We start from the raw sequence: 15,393 nt of genomic DNA, 5'->3' as shown, positions 1-15,393 counted from the left end.
ACGGCGCTATCCAATTCAACCGGGCAAACCGTCGACCACGGCGCGGTACTCTGAAACGATCGAGCTCACGATTGTTGCAGCATCCTCGACAGACCCGATCAGACCGGCCGACTGGCCCGCCTCGACTTTCCCCTGCGCAACATCGCCGTCGGCCGCGGCCTGACGTAACACCGATGAACCGAATCGCAGCTTGCGCGCGTCTTTCGATGCCCCGCCGACCTCGAGCTCTTCCATCTCGGCAGTGAAATCATTGGCGATGGCGCGGATGACGCCGAGGTCACGGCCCACCGTCCTCGTGTCGTCGACGTCCGCGTCCAGCACCATCTGCTTGTACGCCGGGTGCACCGATGCCTCGGTCGATGCCAAGAAGCGCGTGCCGAACTGAGCCGCGCTTGCTCCCACGGCCAGCGCCGCGACCAACCCGGCGCCGTCAACGAAACCGCCCGACGCGATGATCGGCAGCTCCGGAACCGCCAGCGCGATCCGCCGCGCCAGCACCGTCGTCGACACCATCTCCTTAGGCGGGTGCCCTCCGGCCTCGCCACCAACAACTATCAAACCGTCAACTCCGGCTTCCGCGGCCTTCAGCGCATGCGTCACGCTCCCCACGACGTGCAAGCACTTGGTGCCGACATCGTGGAATTCGCTCAAGTACGCCTTGGGGCCGCCTTGCGAAGCCACCAGCACGGGCGGCGCCGCGTTGGCGATAACCTGCTTCGCCTCATCGACCCCCTTGCGGTACAACGGCAGATTCGCAGCCCACGGCCGATCCGTCCGTCCTTGAATCTCATCGATCGTCTGTTTGATGTCGGGGATCCGCATCGGCCCGGCCGCCAGAACGCCAAGTCCGCCCGCGTTGCTCACCGCAACCGGGAGTTCCCAGCATGACGATGCCCAGGACATTCCCGCTTGCACGATCGGGTATTTCACCCCGACCAACTCGGTAAATCGCGTGCTAATTGCGTCGTTCACTTCGCGCCTTCCAACAGTGACGACGCGTGCTCGCGCAGCTTGTTCTTCTGAATCTTCGAACTCGCGGTCATGCCGATATCCTCAAATCCATCGACGATCCGGAAATACCGGGGCAATTTAAACCCCGCGATCCGATCCTTCATCCACTGTTCCAATTCGGACTCGATGGCCGACGCCCCCTCGTTGAGGATGACGAACGCGAACGGGGTTTCGCCCAACCGTGCATCCGGCACGCCGACGACCACCGCTTGTTTCACCAACGGATGGCGATGCAACATGTTCTCGATTTCGGCCGGTGCGACGTTCTCGCCGCCGACCCGGATGAGGTCCTTCGTCCGTCCAACGAACGTGATCCGCCGGGTGTCATCCATGACGCCGATGTCGCCGGTTTTCAGCCACCCGTCTTCTGTAAATGCCTTCGCGGTCTGCTCTGGCTGGTTGAAGTAGCCTTGCATGACGCTCCAGCCGCGCACCTGGATCTCGCCGCGTTCACCCACACCGCATTCGCCGGCGCCGACGAGGCTCCAGATTCGGACTTCGACGCCGGGTTCGGGCAGCATGGCCGCGGAAATCCGCAATTCCCGGTCTTCGTGCCACGACGACTGCGCGACGTTCGGCGCGGCCTCCGACAACCCGTATCCGACGACGACTTCGGTGGCTCCCAGGTCATCAATCACCCTGCGGATCACCGCCGGCGCGGCGGCCACCCAACCGCCCCGCAGGCTCAGGTTCCGGCTGGCACGATCCGGGTGATTGAGCAGCATCAGCGCGATCGTGTCGTTGCCGGAAAAGTGCGTGCACCGTTCGCGCTCCATGATTTCCAACGCCGGGCCCGGCTCGAATCGCGGCATCGTGACGAGCGTGTTCACGCATTGGCCGCTCGTCAGCACGGACAACGTGCTCCCCGCCACGTGAAAGAACGGGCGAACGGAATGGAATCGATCCGCCAGCCGAAGGCCCATGCGAGTGCCGGAGAAATACGCGTCCATGCACATGCTTCGATGCGTCAACAGCACGCCTTTGGGTCGCGACGTCGTCCCCGACGTGTACTGGATCAATGCCACGTCGTCGGGGCTGGCCGTGTACCCGCCGGAAGCGTCGACCTCGTCCGCGGCCTTGAGAAACTCGGTCCAGCCGGTCGCGCCGTCCGGAACGTCGTCGTCGCAAGTGAAAACCACCTGTTCAAGGTCCGGAAGCGCCGGCCCCGGCAATGCCGTACCGATCTCCGGGCAGATGTCGCGGAGCATGCTCGCGAAATCGGAGCTCAGCACCCGTGGCTCCGTGACAAGGAATCGGGACTTCGACTGTTCGAGCGTGTAACGGACCTCGTCGGCCTTGAACCTCGTGTTGACTGGAACGACGACGGCGCCGATCGAGCTGATCGCATAAAATAGCTCGACCCAACGCGGACCGTTACCGGCGCACACCGCCACGTGATCGCGTGGCTCGACGCCGCTACTGCAAAGCGCTCGCGCGATCACCGCGACTCGGCGGCCCAATTCCGCGTAGGTCACTCGCTCGTCCCCGCACACGACAGCTTCCACGTCGGGAGCAATGAACGCCGCTCGCTGCAGCACGTCCACCGTCGTCACCGGGCATACTTCACTGGTCACTGGTGGTCGCTCTCCTGCCGTGACTCGTGAGCGGCGGCGAACCGGTCGACGCCGTCCTTCCAGCCGGGATCGGCCAGATTGCGTTCGATTGCGTTCATCTCTACCCGGATGCCTTGTTCCAATGTCAGTTCGGCGCCCAGGTCGATGGCTTGTTTCGTCAATTCGACCGACAGCGGCGGCGCGGCTGCCATCGTGCGAGCCGTTTCGATCCCCACCGTCTCCAGCTCGTCGGGGTCGATGACGCGCAGGACGAGTCCGAAGGCGAGCGCTTCACCGGCCGATAACGTGCCGTTGGTCAACAGTAGTTCTTTGGCCTTCCGTTTGCCGATGACGCGTTGCAGCCGTTGCGTGGCGCCGACGGTCCCCCAGTGCACCTCGGGAAATTTGAAGACCGTGTTGCTCGCGGCGTACACGAAGTCACCGGCCATCGCTATTTCGCCGCCCGACCCGACAACGCTCCCGTGTACCAAGGTCAGCACCGGCTTGCGGCAGCTCTCAATCGTCCGGTACGCCTCGAACGAGGCCTGTCGGCGACCCCGCACCCACGCGGCGTCCCGGCCCTTGCGTTCTTTCAGGTCAGCCCCGGCGCAAAACGACGGGCCGGCGCCTTGGACGACTACCGCCTTGACGCCGTCATCGGCGTTCAATGTGCGGAATGTGTCCGTCAACGCCAAGCACATCGGAAGGTTCAGCGCGTTCCGGGCACTCGGCCGGTTCAACGTGACGACCGCGACGCCGTCCGAGATCTCCGCCGTGACTTCACTGTGCAAATCTGCCGTGACATCACTGCGCGTGTCGGTCGTCATCAGCCGTCTCCTTCCAATGACGCCCGCGAACCGCGCCGCAGCACGTCGTCCGTGTCGGCGCCGAGTACCGGCGGAGCAACGATCTCCGGGTCGTCGTAGTTGTTGAATTTGATGGGGCTGCGCAAAGCGCGGAATGTCCCGGCCGAGGGGTGGTCGAATTGCCCCACCATTCCGCGGGCTCGGGTTTGTGGTGCGTCGAGCGCTTCACGAACGCTGCGGACCTCACCGACCGGGACGCCGACGCCTTGCAGGCTCGCTACGACGTCCGCGCGTTCCTGTCCGCGAATGGCTTCGCGAAGTGACTTCATGACGAGTTGCCGGTTCTGTAATCGCCCGGCATTTGTGTGGAGCTCGTCGTCACGCGCCAGCTCGAACAGCCCGAGCGATTCGCACAGCGGAATCCAGTGCTGGTCGCTTCCGCTGATATGGATCCAGCCGTCGAGGCATTCGAATGCCGCCGACGGGACACGGCCCGGGTGCTGAGTCCCCGTGCGGGTCGGGTCCTCGTCGAGTGCGAAGACGCGGGCGGCGGCGAGCGCCAGCAAACTGGTCTGTACGTCCATCATGGCCAGGTCGACGTAGGTGCCGATGCCGTGCCGGCCGCGTCCCACAAGCCCCGTCAAGATGCCAATGGCTATCCAGAGTCCGCTCGTCATGTCGGCGATCGGCACACCCACCTTCGCCGGGCCGGAGCCCGGATGGCCTGTGAGCGACATGACGCCGGAGAGCGCCTGAAAGATCGTGTCGTACCCTTTGCGCGTTCTCTCCGGCCCGGTCTGGCCGAATCCCGTGGCCGAGACGTACACGAGCTTGTCGTTGACGGCCGTCAGATCGTCGTAACCCAGCCCAAGCCGCTCCATTGCGCCGGGCAAGAAGTTCTCGACAACCACGTCGACGTCCCGGACCAGCGACAGCACCGCGTCGCGGCCCTCAGCGCTACGCAAGTCGAGCGTGACCGATTTTTTGCCGCGATTGAACGCGAAAAAGTATGCGCTTTCGCCGTCGCCTATTTGCGGTTCGAACGACCGCGTCTCGTCGCCGATGCCCGGCCGTTCGATCTTGATCACGGACGCGCCCAAATCGGCCAGGATCTGTGTGGCCATGGGCGCTGCGAGCACGCGAGAGAAATCCAGGACCGTCAGGCCCTCCAGTGGCTTCGTCACAATCTCAACTCCTAAAGGAACGCATCATCGCGTTCACGTCCTGACCGACGCGCATGGCAGCGTCGTAAGGCAGATCCGATACGCGGTAGAAAAGTGATTTGATCGCCTGCATGGCTTTCGGTGTTGCTTGCGCCCATCGGCTTGCCACGTCGTATGCGGCTGGCAGCAGATCCTCCCGCGGAACGACGCGATTGACGATGCCCAGGTCGAACAATTCGTGCGCCGTCAGCATGCGCCCGGTCGAGATCAGTTCGAACGCCATCTTGCGGCCGAAGTGGCGCTGCAATCCCGTCATGACCAGCGCCGGCACAATTGAGTGCCGGATCTCCGGATAGCCCAGTTTCACGTCGTCCGCCGCGAAGACCATGTCACTTCCCAACGCCAGGCCGGCGCCGCCGCCCACCGCGTGCCCGGCGACCGCAGCGATCACGGGAACTCGAATTTTCTGTTGCAGAGCTTGAGTTTCGCAGGTGAGCGCCGCGCGCGCGGCGACGCGGTCTTCGTGATCCGGCGTGAGGTCTTTGAATTCGGCCAAATCGGCGCCGGCGCAAAATCCTCGGCCATTGCCTGTCAAGACGACCGCTCGAACGTCGGGATTGGCATCGGCATCCAGTAGTGCATCGCGGATCGCGGTCGTCAGTTCGGTATTCAGCGCGTTGAGCTTGTCGGGCCGGTTCAGAGTCAGTGTTTGCACGCCGTCCGATAATTCGGCCAAAAGGTGATCACTCATGCAGCGGCACTTCCTTTCAATGAATCCACCGTCAGTCCGGCGCGGCTGACTTTGCTGGTGAGCCGTCGCGCCAAGGCGCGTTCGCAGGCCGCGGACATGCTCATCAGTTCGTCGAGGTCCAGGCCGGTGTCGACACCCATGGATTCAAAGAGGTTGACGGCGTCTTCCGTAGCAATATTGCCGGTTTCGCCGGATCCGTATTCGATTTGCGCCGGGTGCCCGCCGACACCGCCCATAGCGGTGTCGAATCGACGGCAGCCGGCCTCGTATGCCGCAAGTGCATTGGCCAGGCCGGCACCGCGGGTGTCGTGGAAATGGGCGACGATCGGAAAGTCGCCGTGTTCGGCGGAGAGGTTCACGAACAGCGACTTCGCGGACGCCGGGTCGGCGAGTCCCGTCGTGTCGCCGATCGTGACGATGTCGGCCCCGAACTCACGAAACCGGCGGACGTCGTCTAGCACGATGCGCTGGTCGATTTTCCCTTCGAACGGGCAGCCGAATGCGACGGACACAACGCCGACGATGCGGAATTTTCCTTGAGCTAGCTCGGCCATGGTGCGCGTCTTTTGCCATTGTTCATCGCGTGTGGCGCGCAGGTTTTTGAGCGAATGCGAGTTGCTGGCGGAGGTGAGCAGGCTGATCTCTTCGGCGCCGTATCCCGCGTCGTAATCGGCGAGTGCGCGCTCGACGCCCTTGACGTTCGGACAGGTGGCCTTGAAATAAACGCCCGGATGCCGCGTCAGCTGCCGGAGCAGCGCGCCGGCGTCACTGAAGGCCGGGACCTGGCGGGGATTGCTATAGCTCGTTGCCTCAATCCGGGCGAACCCTGTCCGGGCAAACCCGTCGAGGAGCGCGAGCTTGGTATCCGTGTCGATAAACGTTGATTCATGCTGCAGCCCGTCGCGTGCAAAGCATTCGTTGATGTCGACGTCAGCCATGTGAGCCCCCTTCGTGCGTTGGCTTCACACTACAGGTCACTGTTGACTTTATCAACAGTGCCTTATTTGGTGTCTTCTTCGGCTTCCATTTGCCGGGCAAAAACATCGAGGGCATCGAGGACCTCTTCGAAGACCCGCATCTTGGCCGGGGATGCCAGCGATTCAAGTCGCTGATCGCGTTGATTGGCCGCCCCGATCAAGCCGTCATACACGCCGAGGCCGGCCTCGGTAAGCGTCAACATGGTCGACCGACGGGCGCCGGCGCTGCGCGTGACATAGCCGCGCTCTTCGAGCCGGGCCACGACGCGGCTCATCTGCGACTTGTCAAGCGCCGCCCGGCGCGCCAGGCGATTGAGCGTCGTCCCCGGCTTTTCACCGAGCAGTGCGATCACCCGCCATTCGCCGAGACTCACGTCGAATTCGCGCCGGTATCGCACCGATGCACTGCGAGAGAGCGTTCCGGCGACCCTCGACAAACGGTATGAGAGCAGCTCGGAAATCGGCTTTTGGTGGATTCTCCCCATCGCTTCGCTGTCTCTCGGCTTTCTTCTGGTTACCCTGGGCATCGTTGTAGCCCAGGGTATCCGGGCGGTGATCCCTGTTCGTGCGCGAGGGCGAGGCCGGACAAGACTATTCAGCGGAGTCCCGGAGGGCCTGATTCGGCTTTTCCCGCAAGGACTTCGCCGAAATCCCGATGAGAACGACAAGGACGCCGAGGAAGATGATTGCGGCACTGAGCACGAGCCCGAGAGAAATGTTCCCGGTGACGTTATGGATCCAGCCGAGCATTGCCGGGGCGAGCGCGGCTGCCACCGAACCCATCGCCGTGACGAAGGCGATGCCCGTTGCCGCGGACTTCGCTCCGAGATAAATGGACGGAATCGAATAGTACACGGTGAGACCGGAATAGTGTGCGGCCGCCATGACGCACAGGAGCACGACCACCAAGTACGGGCTGTGCAGGAAGAACGACAGCACAACCATTGCGACAATTGCACAAAGCCAGCAAACGGCTGTGTGCCATCGGCGTTCGAGTCGCTTGTCCGAGCTACGGCCGACAAGTTGCATGGCAACAATTCCGAAGACGGGAGGAATGGCGGAGAGCAGGCCGAGCAACATTGGATCGTCGATACCTGCTTCATTGATGATTCGCGGCGTCCAGAAAGACACGGCGTTTGCGAGTGTGTACGCCGCGCAGGCACCCAAGCCGAGGATCCAAACGCGCGGATCACTTAAGGCTTGACGCAATCCGCCCTTGCGGGAGGGTTTCATTGCCTTACGGCGTTGGTCGTCGGCGAGGTCATTTTCAACTATCGCTTTTTCCCGGTCAGACAACCACGGGGCCTGCGCGGGCCGGTCCGAGAGCATGACGAAGACGACGAAGGCGAGCAGCACCGCCGGAATTCCTTCGAGCAGGAACAGCCACTGCCAGCTCGACAGGTCCCAGATGCCGCCGAATACAGACATAATCCATCCGGACACGAGGGAACCGATGATCCCGGAGACCGGTATGGACATAAAGAAGATGGCAGTCATCCGGGTCCGCCGGGATGACGGGAACCAGTAGGACAAGAGGAGAAGACAACCCGGGAAGAAGCCTGCTTCGGCAACGCCGAGCAGAAAACGGGCGACGTAGAACATCACCGCGTTGTGGACGAACATCGTCGCGATCGTGACGAGCCCCCACGCGATCATGATACGTAGCAGCGTTTTGCGGGCGCCGATGCGGGCCATCAAGGCGTTACTGGGCACCTCGAATAGGATGAACCCGACGAAATACAAGCTGACGCCGAACGCGTACACGCCCTCGCTGAACCCGAGGTCCTGATGAAGGCCGACCTGCGCGATGCCGATATTGGTGCGATCGATATAGCTGACCAGATAGCACACCACCAGCAAGGGCATGAGCCGGAAGGCGATCTTGCGGTAGAGCGCGTTCTTCTCGGTGGCCGATGCCGACGGCTCGGCGCGACCCTCGAGGCTTGTCTTCACTGGATCAGTCATTGCAGGTCTCCGTTGATCGTACGCAAAATCACAACGATGAGTTGTTACTGCAAGTGTTGGCTTCACTGTTGTATTTGTCAACAGTAAATTTGACCTGAGTAAATTGGTTGCAGGCTGTTCGACCTCGTGTAATACCAATCTTTGGTATTACTTCAGCATGGTCGCGGACACGCCGATCGGTCTCGATGATCAGTTTGCAGCGTTGCTCTCCGACCAGGTGAAGGTGGGACGATACAGGTCAGCAAGCGAAGTGATTCGCGCCGGCCTGAGACTGTTGGAGGAGCACGAACCCCAGTTAGCCGCACTTCGGCTGTGCCGGAAACTGGCGAGGCCAGCTGCGCAGCAGAGGAATTTGGCTACAACGCCTTCGTCGCCGGCTACAACGCCTTCGTCGCCGCAAAAAGGTCTGAGAAAGTATCGACTCACTCGCGCCGCGCAGCGGGATCTCTGTACAACCGGTCGCCCAGACATCAGCTCAGCACTCGGGTTCGGAGCTGCTGCTTGTCGTCGCTCGTGAGAAATGAGGCGTCGACGGAGTTTTCGAGAAGCCATTCTTCATGTCCGTCGCCCAGAATTTGCGCGGCGATGTCCATTTCTCGACGGACAGTGGTGGGGAAAAGTGCGGGGTCATCGGAATTGATGGAAACACGCAGTCCGGATTCGACCATCTTCATGATCGACTCCTTCCGCCACGGGATGAGTGCTCGCCGTGAGGTTGTGAAGGCGACGTTGAAGATCGTTCCGCGTTCGGCGCATCGCGCGACGATCTCGGGATCGCGGAGAATCTGATACCCGTGGTCGAGCCTGTCGCATCCGAGTACATCGAGCGCGGTAGCCACGGTCTCGGCCGTGGGCGCGTGCTCGCCGGCATGCGCCGTCCTGAACAATCCATTGTCTCCCGCGAGCTGAAAAGCGTCGGCGAACTTTTCCGGCATCCCAGCCAGCTCGTAGAAGTCGAGGCCAATACCGGGGATGGCCTCGGACGGGCAGTCGAGCACGGCGCGCACCATGTCGAGGGCCACGTCCGCAGTGTCTTCGCGGTTGATCGCGGCGATCGCGCGGGCCTCGACACCGAGTTCGCGGCGCGCACGGGCGACGCCGTTTTCGATTCCCGCGACGATGTCGGCGTATTTCACGCCCGCCTGCATATGCACCGAGGGGCTGAAGGCTAGTTCCGCATAGCAAAGGTTGCTACTTGTTTTGCCGTCCTCGAGTGCTTCGAAGGTGACCCGAGAAAAATCATCCTTCGTGCGAAGGCTTGCGGAGATGAGTTCGTAGATTCGCAGCAGCGGGAACCACGGTCCGCGCGGTTTTTCCTCTTCGGTGGGGTCGGAGTTGATTCGCGCGTAGAGCTCGTTTGCCGGCAGCGGCAGGTCGATGTCGTGGCCGGCAGCAAGCTCGGCGAACGTTTCGGCGCGAACCGTGCCCGGGAGGTGCAGGTGAAGGTCGATCAGCGGGCGCATGTGCAGTTCCTTTCTTGGAGCTCAGGCGGCGGCGATGAAGAAGTAGACGAGGAACGGCGTCATGACCCACATGCCGGGGTGAATGTCCTTCCACTTTCCGGCGCACACCTTGATGAGGACATAACCGAGAAGACCGGCAGCGATGCCGGTGCCGAAATTACCCCACAGCAGCGTGCAGACGAGGACGATGACGGCAGGCAAGAGTTCCGTGAGGTCGGAGCTGTCGATTCGGCGGAAGCCTGCCACGATGGTCAGTCCAACGACTATGACGACCGGCGCTGTTGCGGCCGACGGAATCGCCCCGGCTAATGGAGTTGCGATGAGGAGAATGGCGAAACATGCAGCAGCCCAGAGCGACGAGAGGCCGGTACGGCCGCCGGCCTCCGCTCCGGCGGCCGATTCGGCATAGGTTGTGACTGAGGGCGATCCGAACAGCGAACCAGCCATGATCGACGACGAATCGACCAGGAAGGGGCGTTTGGGATCGATTTGCGTCGTGGTGCCGGCGGACTGCCCGATATGGTCGGTCACGGTCATGACCACCCCCGTTGTCGAGAAGAATTCCGACGCGAAGAACGCAAAGAGGTACGGCAGATAGTGCGGCGAAAGCGAGCCGATGAGGTCGATGTGGAAAAGGAGACCACTCGGCGACGCCGGCAGGCCAAACGGTGCCCCGTCAAGCTTGGTCAACCCCAACGGAATTCCGATGATCGTGATGGCGACGATCACGATGATGAAGCTGCCCGGTACTTTTCGCGCGTTGAGCGCAATCAGAACGACGACGCCGAGGAGTGTCATGAGGGCGGCGGGGGACGCGAGGTCGCCAAGTTCGAGTGAGCTCTTTCCAGCGACGGTGAGCCCTGCCGAACGGAAACCGACGAACGCGATGAAGATTCCAATCGCGGGCCCAATCGCCATTCTGATGGATGCTGGGATGATGCGCGCCACGAGGCTGCGGATACCAAAGATCGTCAACAGCAGGAAAGCAAGTCCGGACCAGAAGACCATTCCCATCGCCGTCGGATAATCGACATTACCGTCGAGAACGAGGGTGTACGCGACAAGCGATACTCCACCTAGCCCCGGGGCCAAGACCATGGGGAGGTTACCGAATAGGCCCATCGCCGCGGTTCCAAGCGCAACAACGACGATGACGCACGTTGTCACTGCCGCGTGCGGAAGTCCTGCGTCGCTGAGCATCCCCGGGATGACGACGACCGTGTACGCCGTGGCGAGAAACATGCTCAGCCCGGCGGTGAGTTCGCGGCCGCGAGTCGACCCTCGTTCCGCAATCCCGAATCGCCCGATTCTTCGTAGCCGACTTGGTGTGACAGAGGGTCGATCGGTCTGCTCTGTGCGCACAGAGGCCTCCTTGGCTCTGAAAACGATGCTTGAGAAACGCGCAAAATGCAAGCGCTTGCAAACATAGTATTGTTGTCGTTTGGCGGGGCGGTCAAGTGAACGGATGAACGAGGAGGCTGTTGGTGGCGACGCTCGACGAAGTGGCGATACGGGCCGGCGTCTCAGCATCCACGGTGTCGCGTGTCTTCAGTCGGCCGGACAAGGTCAGCGAGAAAACGCGCGAACGTGTGAGGACCGCCGCCGCATCTGTTGGATTTGCCCGCAATTCGGCGGCCCGGGCTTTGGCAAGGGGGCGGACTGACTTGGTTGGCCTCCTCGTGCCGGATCTACGCAGTCCCTACTTTGCGCCGATTATCTCTGCCGCGCATGCCGAAGCCGAAAGGGCCGGTGGCGAACTCGTGATTGCCGACAGTCACGGCGATGCAAATCGCGAAGCTGAAATACTGTGGCGATTGCGGGGACGAGTCGACGGGATGATTCTCGTCAGCCCGCGCAGCGATGCAACGGTCATCTCCGATGCGGCGAAGATGATCCCCATCGTCACGGTGAATCGCGCGGTGGACATGGTGGACTCGGTCGTTATCGATGTCGAGAGAGGGACGCACGAGCTCGCCGCACATATCCTCGGCGCCGGGCACCGGACGATCGCCTACATTGGCGGGCCGCCCGGTTCACTCACTGACGAAACCAGATTTGCTGCGCTCATGACAAGCGCAGACGAACGACATGCCGAATGTCGGCGGTTGGGCGTCGTCGAGCCAACTATTGCCGCAGGTGCGTCACTGCATGAATCGGTAGTCCATTCCGGAGCGACAGCGGTCGTCGCGTACAACGGCCTCGTCGCGTACGGCCTTCTATCCGCGCTCGGAGCATCCGGCCACCAGGTGCCTGACGATATTGCAATCGCAAGCACGGATGATCTCCTCGACGTCGGATTCGGAATCCCCAATATCACCGGAATTCACCAACCACTCGCCCAAGCCGGGCGCGAAGCTACCGAACGCCTCGGCGCGCGCATCGCGGGGAACTTCCGCGACAGCTCCGCGGACGGCACGCTTCAATTCACTCACTGGACCATCTCCACAACGCTTGCTCACGGCAGCAGCGTCTGACTCACAATCCGAACCCGGGACGTCATCGCGAGAAACACCGTCGCGTGATCACGACGATCGAGTCAGGTTGCGACTTCTTCCAGCTCTTGGCCGGGCTTGATATGCGGCAGGAAACACGTACTGATTCCCTGACAAACGCCTATCCCGACCGCGATGACGATCCAGGTGATCACAAGATTGGTCGTCGACGTCATCAGGATCCAGACCGCACTGCCGAGCATCTGCCCACCGACGTTCATCGCACCCATCCAGCCGACGGCGGTTCCTCGGACACGAGTTGGGAACACTTCGGCTTGATAGGAGTACCCGGCGCCGGACCACGTACCGTTCGTCACTTGATAGATGAGGAAGAACACGATGGCCAGCCACACGTTGTTCGTCAGGAGCAGCAACACGAGATTGAGCGGTCCGACAAGCAGAGCAGAGACGATCATTACGTTCCGTCTGCCGAATTTTTCACCCAGTATTCCGCCGATGATGTAAAAGAAGAATCCGATACCGCCGCTGACCAGCAGCAGTGTTGCAACCCCGTCGGCCGACCACCCTTTCACTTTGGTCAGCCAGAACGCGATGTAGACGTTCGTCGCCACAAACGACATCGAGTAAAGCAACCAGGTAATCGTCAATTTGATGAGCACTGACCGCACACGTCCGGCAGTACCGAAGATCTCGCGGATGGAGCCTTGCTTCATCTCCTCGGCCTTCACCGGCCGTTCAGCTTGGAGCCTGGCGATTTCGGCGGTGTCGTCCCTCTTGACCGCTTCGTGCATTGCTTTCATGTGCGTAAAGCGATCGGATTCACGAACCCAGATCCGGCCGACGGCGACAAGGACTAGCGGGATGATGCCGAAGAGGTAGACGACACGCCATCCAAACTGACCGACAAGCAGATACAGCAGCGACGCAAGGAAGACACCGACCGGCCAGCCGCCCTGGACTATCGAGTACAGAAAGCCGCGCCGTTTCGCCGGCACTTGCTCATTGACCAGCGTGACCGACACGGCAAGTTCGGCGAACGCGAATGCCGACGCGATCATACGCACGATTGCCAGCTGCCAGAAGTCCTGGACAAAAAACGTCAACCCTGTGAAGATCCCCGCGATCCCCAGGCAGATCATCCACATCCGCTTGCGGCCGAGGTGATCCATCCCCCACCCCACGAACAGGCAGACGACAACTTCCGCGCCGGACACCAAGAAGCCCAGGATGCCGAGCACGGTCGCGGACAGGTGCAGGTCGTCGGCGATCGCGGGCATCGTCAGCGTGAGCAGGTTTGAATCGTACGATGCGAGTGACCACCCGAGAAGGGCGATGATAATGAGGTAGACCATGTAGCGGACGTCTTTGGATTCAGACGTCGCCAGAGATTTTTCAGACACTTCTCTACGTTCCTTTCCGAGCTGAATTCTTCGGTGAATCCGTGGTCATCGCTTCACGGCATCGATCCTCAGCATCCGGGCAATCACGTCGTCGAGTTGACTGTCGTCGAAGATCTCTTTCCACGTGGGCTTGATGATCTTGTCCCTGCCGTAGTCCATCGCGATATGGCAGGCGTCGGAGAACGGATTCGAGCCGCGTAGGCCGTTCGTCAGCGCGATCCATGTGTGGCCGTACAAAATTGCTCGAGCCGCTTCGCGTGGCACGCCGGCGGTGTTCACGGTCTCGTCAAGCGCCTCGTTCAGGAACTCCCCGATCATGCACGCGATAGTCTCCACCAGCGTCGGTTCAAGCACGGCGAGCTGACGGACGGTGACCCAGTGCACGGCGATGACCGGTGCGTAAATCGTGCTGATGACGGCTTCGGCACGCTCGCGGACGGCGTCGTCGGCCCCTTCGAGCGCGGCAACGACCTCTTGCGGCGCAGCCACGCCACCGAAGGTGTCCTGCCACTGCTCGGTGGTCGTCCGTTCGAGGAACACCGACGGGTGGCACGGATGGGCGACGGCGAAGTGGATGTCGGATCGTTCGGCCAGCTGACCGGCGTATGCTGCGGCGGGGTCGAGCGTGAGCAGGATGGACCCGGGCGTCATCTTCGGCACGACGTCCTCGGACACCGTGCCGAGCACCACGTCGGGGACGGCCAGAATGACGACGTCGGCGACGCGGACGGCGTCGTCGGACGGCGTGACGTCGAGCCCGGCTGACTCGAGGCGCTCTTGACCCGCCGTCGAATTCTCGCTGTAGAGGACCGAATAGTCCGAGGCGGCAAGATTGTTGGACACGCGGGTGCCCATCTTCCCGCCGGCTCCGATCACGGCGATGGTGGTTCCTTCAGGCACTGTGTTTGCTCCTCAAGTAGTCGATGGTCGTGGCGGCCCAGTCCGCCTCGGTGCGAGCAGTGGTCTCCGGGTCGCCTTGCCAGGGCAGCCAGAACTCGACGATTTCGTTAATGCCGAGCTGATCCGGGCTAAGCGCTTCGTGGATCGCGTCGTAGCGCAGTTTGCCCGTTCCGATCGGCACACCGGTGTAGTGGAATCCGACCCACCCCGGGGAGCGGATGAAGTCGAAGTCCTTCACATGCCAGTTCCGCACGTACGGAGCCGTGCGTGCGACGACGTCGTCGGGATGTTCAAGCGCGGCAACCGTGTTAGCCGGATCCAGACAGATCCCCAGATGCGGGTCGTCGAGTCTCCGGACGACGTCGAGGAGCCGCGTCGTCGGCACCTGTTCGTAGGTTTCCAGGGCAAGAGTCACGCCCGCGCCGCGGTACGCCGGCAGCGCGGACGCCAATCGGCGTTCGGTCTCGGCGTTGTCAGGCTGGTCGTCGCCCGATGTCCACATCGATCGCACGAGGCGCGCACCGACGGCGCGGGCGATATGCAGGTACCGCGCGAGATGAACGGGATCGGTACCGCGGGTGCCGACCTCGATCTCGAGCCCCAAAGCGGCGGCGAGCCCGCCCCACTCGTTGAGCCGTTCGTCGTCCGCGTCGTCAAGTGGGGCGTGGTCGCAGATCTGGAAGACGTCGACCCCAAGGCTGGCGGCGTCCCGCAGAGCGTCGTCCAACGCCATTTGCCGGGGACTCGACGCCGACATACGCCAGAAATAGGCGTATGTGGAAAGGCCAACGCTCATGGATCATCCTCCTTTCGATGGGTGCGCGACACGGCCGGCTGTGGCGCCAATCACGATGATCCGCCCGAGAGGTCAACCTGTCAACCGGTTTGGCTGATTGCGTGCCGGTTCACGATTTTTTCACGCGGCCGGGGTGCACCACTGCGGGCACGTGC

The 15,393-nt window shown here is 62.0% G+C and carries 15 protein-coding genes; 2 read left to right on the top strand and 13 right to left on the bottom strand.

The genetic code is table 11. The features are described 5' to 3' along the window. Positions 1-15: 15 nt before the first annotated feature. The 8 genes from BJY26_RS06350 to BJY26_RS06315 all read right to left on the bottom strand — a co-directional run bounded on the left by BJY26_RS06350 (position 16) and on the right by BJY26_RS06315 (position 8,226). Positions 16-972 carry an NAD(P)H-dependent flavin oxidoreductase gene (locus BJY26_RS06350; RefSeq protein ID WP_237248931.1) on the bottom strand — a complete coding sequence of 319 codons (957 nt, stop codon included), beginning with the start codon at positions 970-972 and terminating at the stop codon, positions 16-18. Further along, positions 969-2,585: an AMP-binding protein gene (locus BJY26_RS06345; RefSeq protein ID WP_179426661.1), complete on the bottom strand. Its 1,617-nt coding sequence runs from the start codon at positions 2,583-2,585 to the stop codon at positions 969-971. The genes BJY26_RS06350 and BJY26_RS06345 overlap by 4 nt, the downstream gene beginning before the upstream one ends. After that, positions 2,582-3,391 (bottom strand): enoyl-CoA hydratase/isomerase family protein, encoded by an 810-nt coding sequence (locus BJY26_RS06340; protein WP_179426660.1) that lies wholly within the window; start codon positions 3,389-3,391, stop codon positions 2,582-2,584. Before BJY26_RS06340 ends, BJY26_RS06345 begins: the two co-directional genes overlap by 4 nt. Further along, a complete protein-coding gene (locus BJY26_RS06335) occupies positions 3,391-4,554 on the bottom strand; it encodes a CaiB/BaiF CoA transferase family protein (RefSeq protein ID WP_179426658.1) in 1,164 nt (387 codons plus the stop codon). Before BJY26_RS06335 ends, BJY26_RS06340 begins: the two co-directional genes overlap by 1 nt. A gap of 4 nt (positions 4,555-4,558) precedes the next feature. Further along, positions 4,559-5,284 carry an enoyl-CoA hydratase/isomerase family protein gene (locus BJY26_RS06330; protein WP_179426656.1) on the bottom strand — a complete coding sequence of 242 codons (726 nt, stop codon included), beginning with the start codon at positions 5,282-5,284 and terminating at the stop codon, positions 4,559-4,561. Beyond that, complete coding sequence (locus tag BJY26_RS06325; RefSeq protein ID WP_179426654.1) at positions 5,281-6,222, bottom strand: hydroxymethylglutaryl-CoA lyase; 942 nt, start codon at positions 6,220-6,222, stop codon at positions 5,281-5,283. The genes BJY26_RS06330 and BJY26_RS06325 overlap by 4 nt, the downstream gene beginning before the upstream one ends. Before the next feature lie 62 nt (positions 6,223-6,284). Then, the gene (locus BJY26_RS06320; protein WP_179426652.1) at positions 6,285-6,746 is read right to left on the bottom strand and encodes a MarR family winged helix-turn-helix transcriptional regulator; all 462 of its coding nucleotides are present in this window, start codon (positions 6,744-6,746) and stop codon (positions 6,285-6,287) included. 106 nt (positions 6,747-6,852) lie between these two features. Next, positions 6,853-8,226: an MFS transporter gene (locus BJY26_RS06315; protein ID WP_179426650.1), complete on the bottom strand. Its 1,374-nt coding sequence runs from the start codon at positions 8,224-8,226 to the stop codon at positions 6,853-6,855. Between the two features lie 157 nt (positions 8,227-8,383). Between BJY26_RS06315 and BJY26_RS19020 the strand changes: the two genes are divergently transcribed. Next, positions 8,384-8,743, top strand: a complete 360-nt coding sequence (locus BJY26_RS19020; RefSeq protein ID WP_237248930.1) for a type II toxin-antitoxin system ParD family antitoxin — start codon at positions 8,384-8,386, stop codon at positions 8,741-8,743. Here BJY26_RS19020 and add read toward each other — a convergent pair. Together add and BJY26_RS06300 are read right to left on the bottom strand one after the other, a co-directional pair. Next, positions 8,697-9,689 carry an adenosine deaminase gene (gene add, locus BJY26_RS06305; protein ID WP_179426648.1) on the bottom strand — a complete coding sequence of 331 codons (993 nt, stop codon included), beginning with the start codon at positions 9,687-9,689 and terminating at the stop codon, positions 8,697-8,699. The two genes, BJY26_RS19020 and add, sit on opposite strands and share 47 nt — an antisense overlap. Before the next feature lie 21 nt (positions 9,690-9,710). Beyond that, positions 9,711-11,219, bottom strand: a complete 1,509-nt coding sequence (locus BJY26_RS06300) for an NCS2 family permease (RefSeq protein WP_269151148.1) — start codon at positions 11,217-11,219, stop codon at positions 9,711-9,713. On the opposite strand from BJY26_RS06300, the gene BJY26_RS06295 reads away from it, so the two are divergent. Continuing rightward, the gene (locus BJY26_RS06295) at positions 11,174-12,163 is read left to right on the top strand and encodes a LacI family DNA-binding transcriptional regulator (protein ID WP_179426644.1); all 990 of its coding nucleotides are present in this window, start codon (positions 11,174-11,176) and stop codon (positions 12,161-12,163) included. The genes BJY26_RS06300 and BJY26_RS06295 overlap by 46 nt on opposite strands. 62 nt (positions 12,164-12,225) lie before the next feature. Here the strand turns inward: BJY26_RS06295 and BJY26_RS06290 are convergent, their stop codons facing one another. Genes BJY26_RS06290 through BJY26_RS06280 form a run of 3 tightly spaced genes read right to left on the bottom strand, consistent with a single transcriptional unit; the run spans position 12,226 to position 15,238 of the window. Beyond that, complete coding sequence (locus BJY26_RS06290; RefSeq protein ID WP_179426642.1) at positions 12,226-13,542, bottom strand: MFS transporter; 1,317 nt, start codon at positions 13,540-13,542, stop codon at positions 12,226-12,228. Between the two features lie 45 nt (positions 13,543-13,587). After that, a complete protein-coding gene (locus BJY26_RS06285; protein WP_308191240.1) occupies positions 13,588-14,442 on the bottom strand; it encodes a phosphogluconate dehydrogenase C-terminal domain-containing protein in 855 nt (284 codons plus the stop codon). Beyond that, positions 14,435-15,238 (bottom strand): sugar phosphate isomerase/epimerase family protein, encoded by an 804-nt coding sequence (locus tag BJY26_RS06280; RefSeq protein ID WP_179426640.1) that lies wholly within the window; start codon positions 15,236-15,238, stop codon positions 14,435-14,437. Before BJY26_RS06280 ends, BJY26_RS06285 begins: the two co-directional genes overlap by 8 nt. Between the last annotated feature and the right edge of the window lie 155 nt (positions 15,239-15,393).

Origin of the sequence: Spelaeicoccus albus, assembly GCF_013409065.1 — a bacterium.
In the GTDB taxonomy this organism is placed as follows: domain Bacteria; phylum Actinomycetota; class Actinomycetes; order Actinomycetales; family Brevibacteriaceae; genus Spelaeicoccus; species Spelaeicoccus albus.
This window is presented reverse-complemented; position numbering and strand designations above follow the sequence as displayed.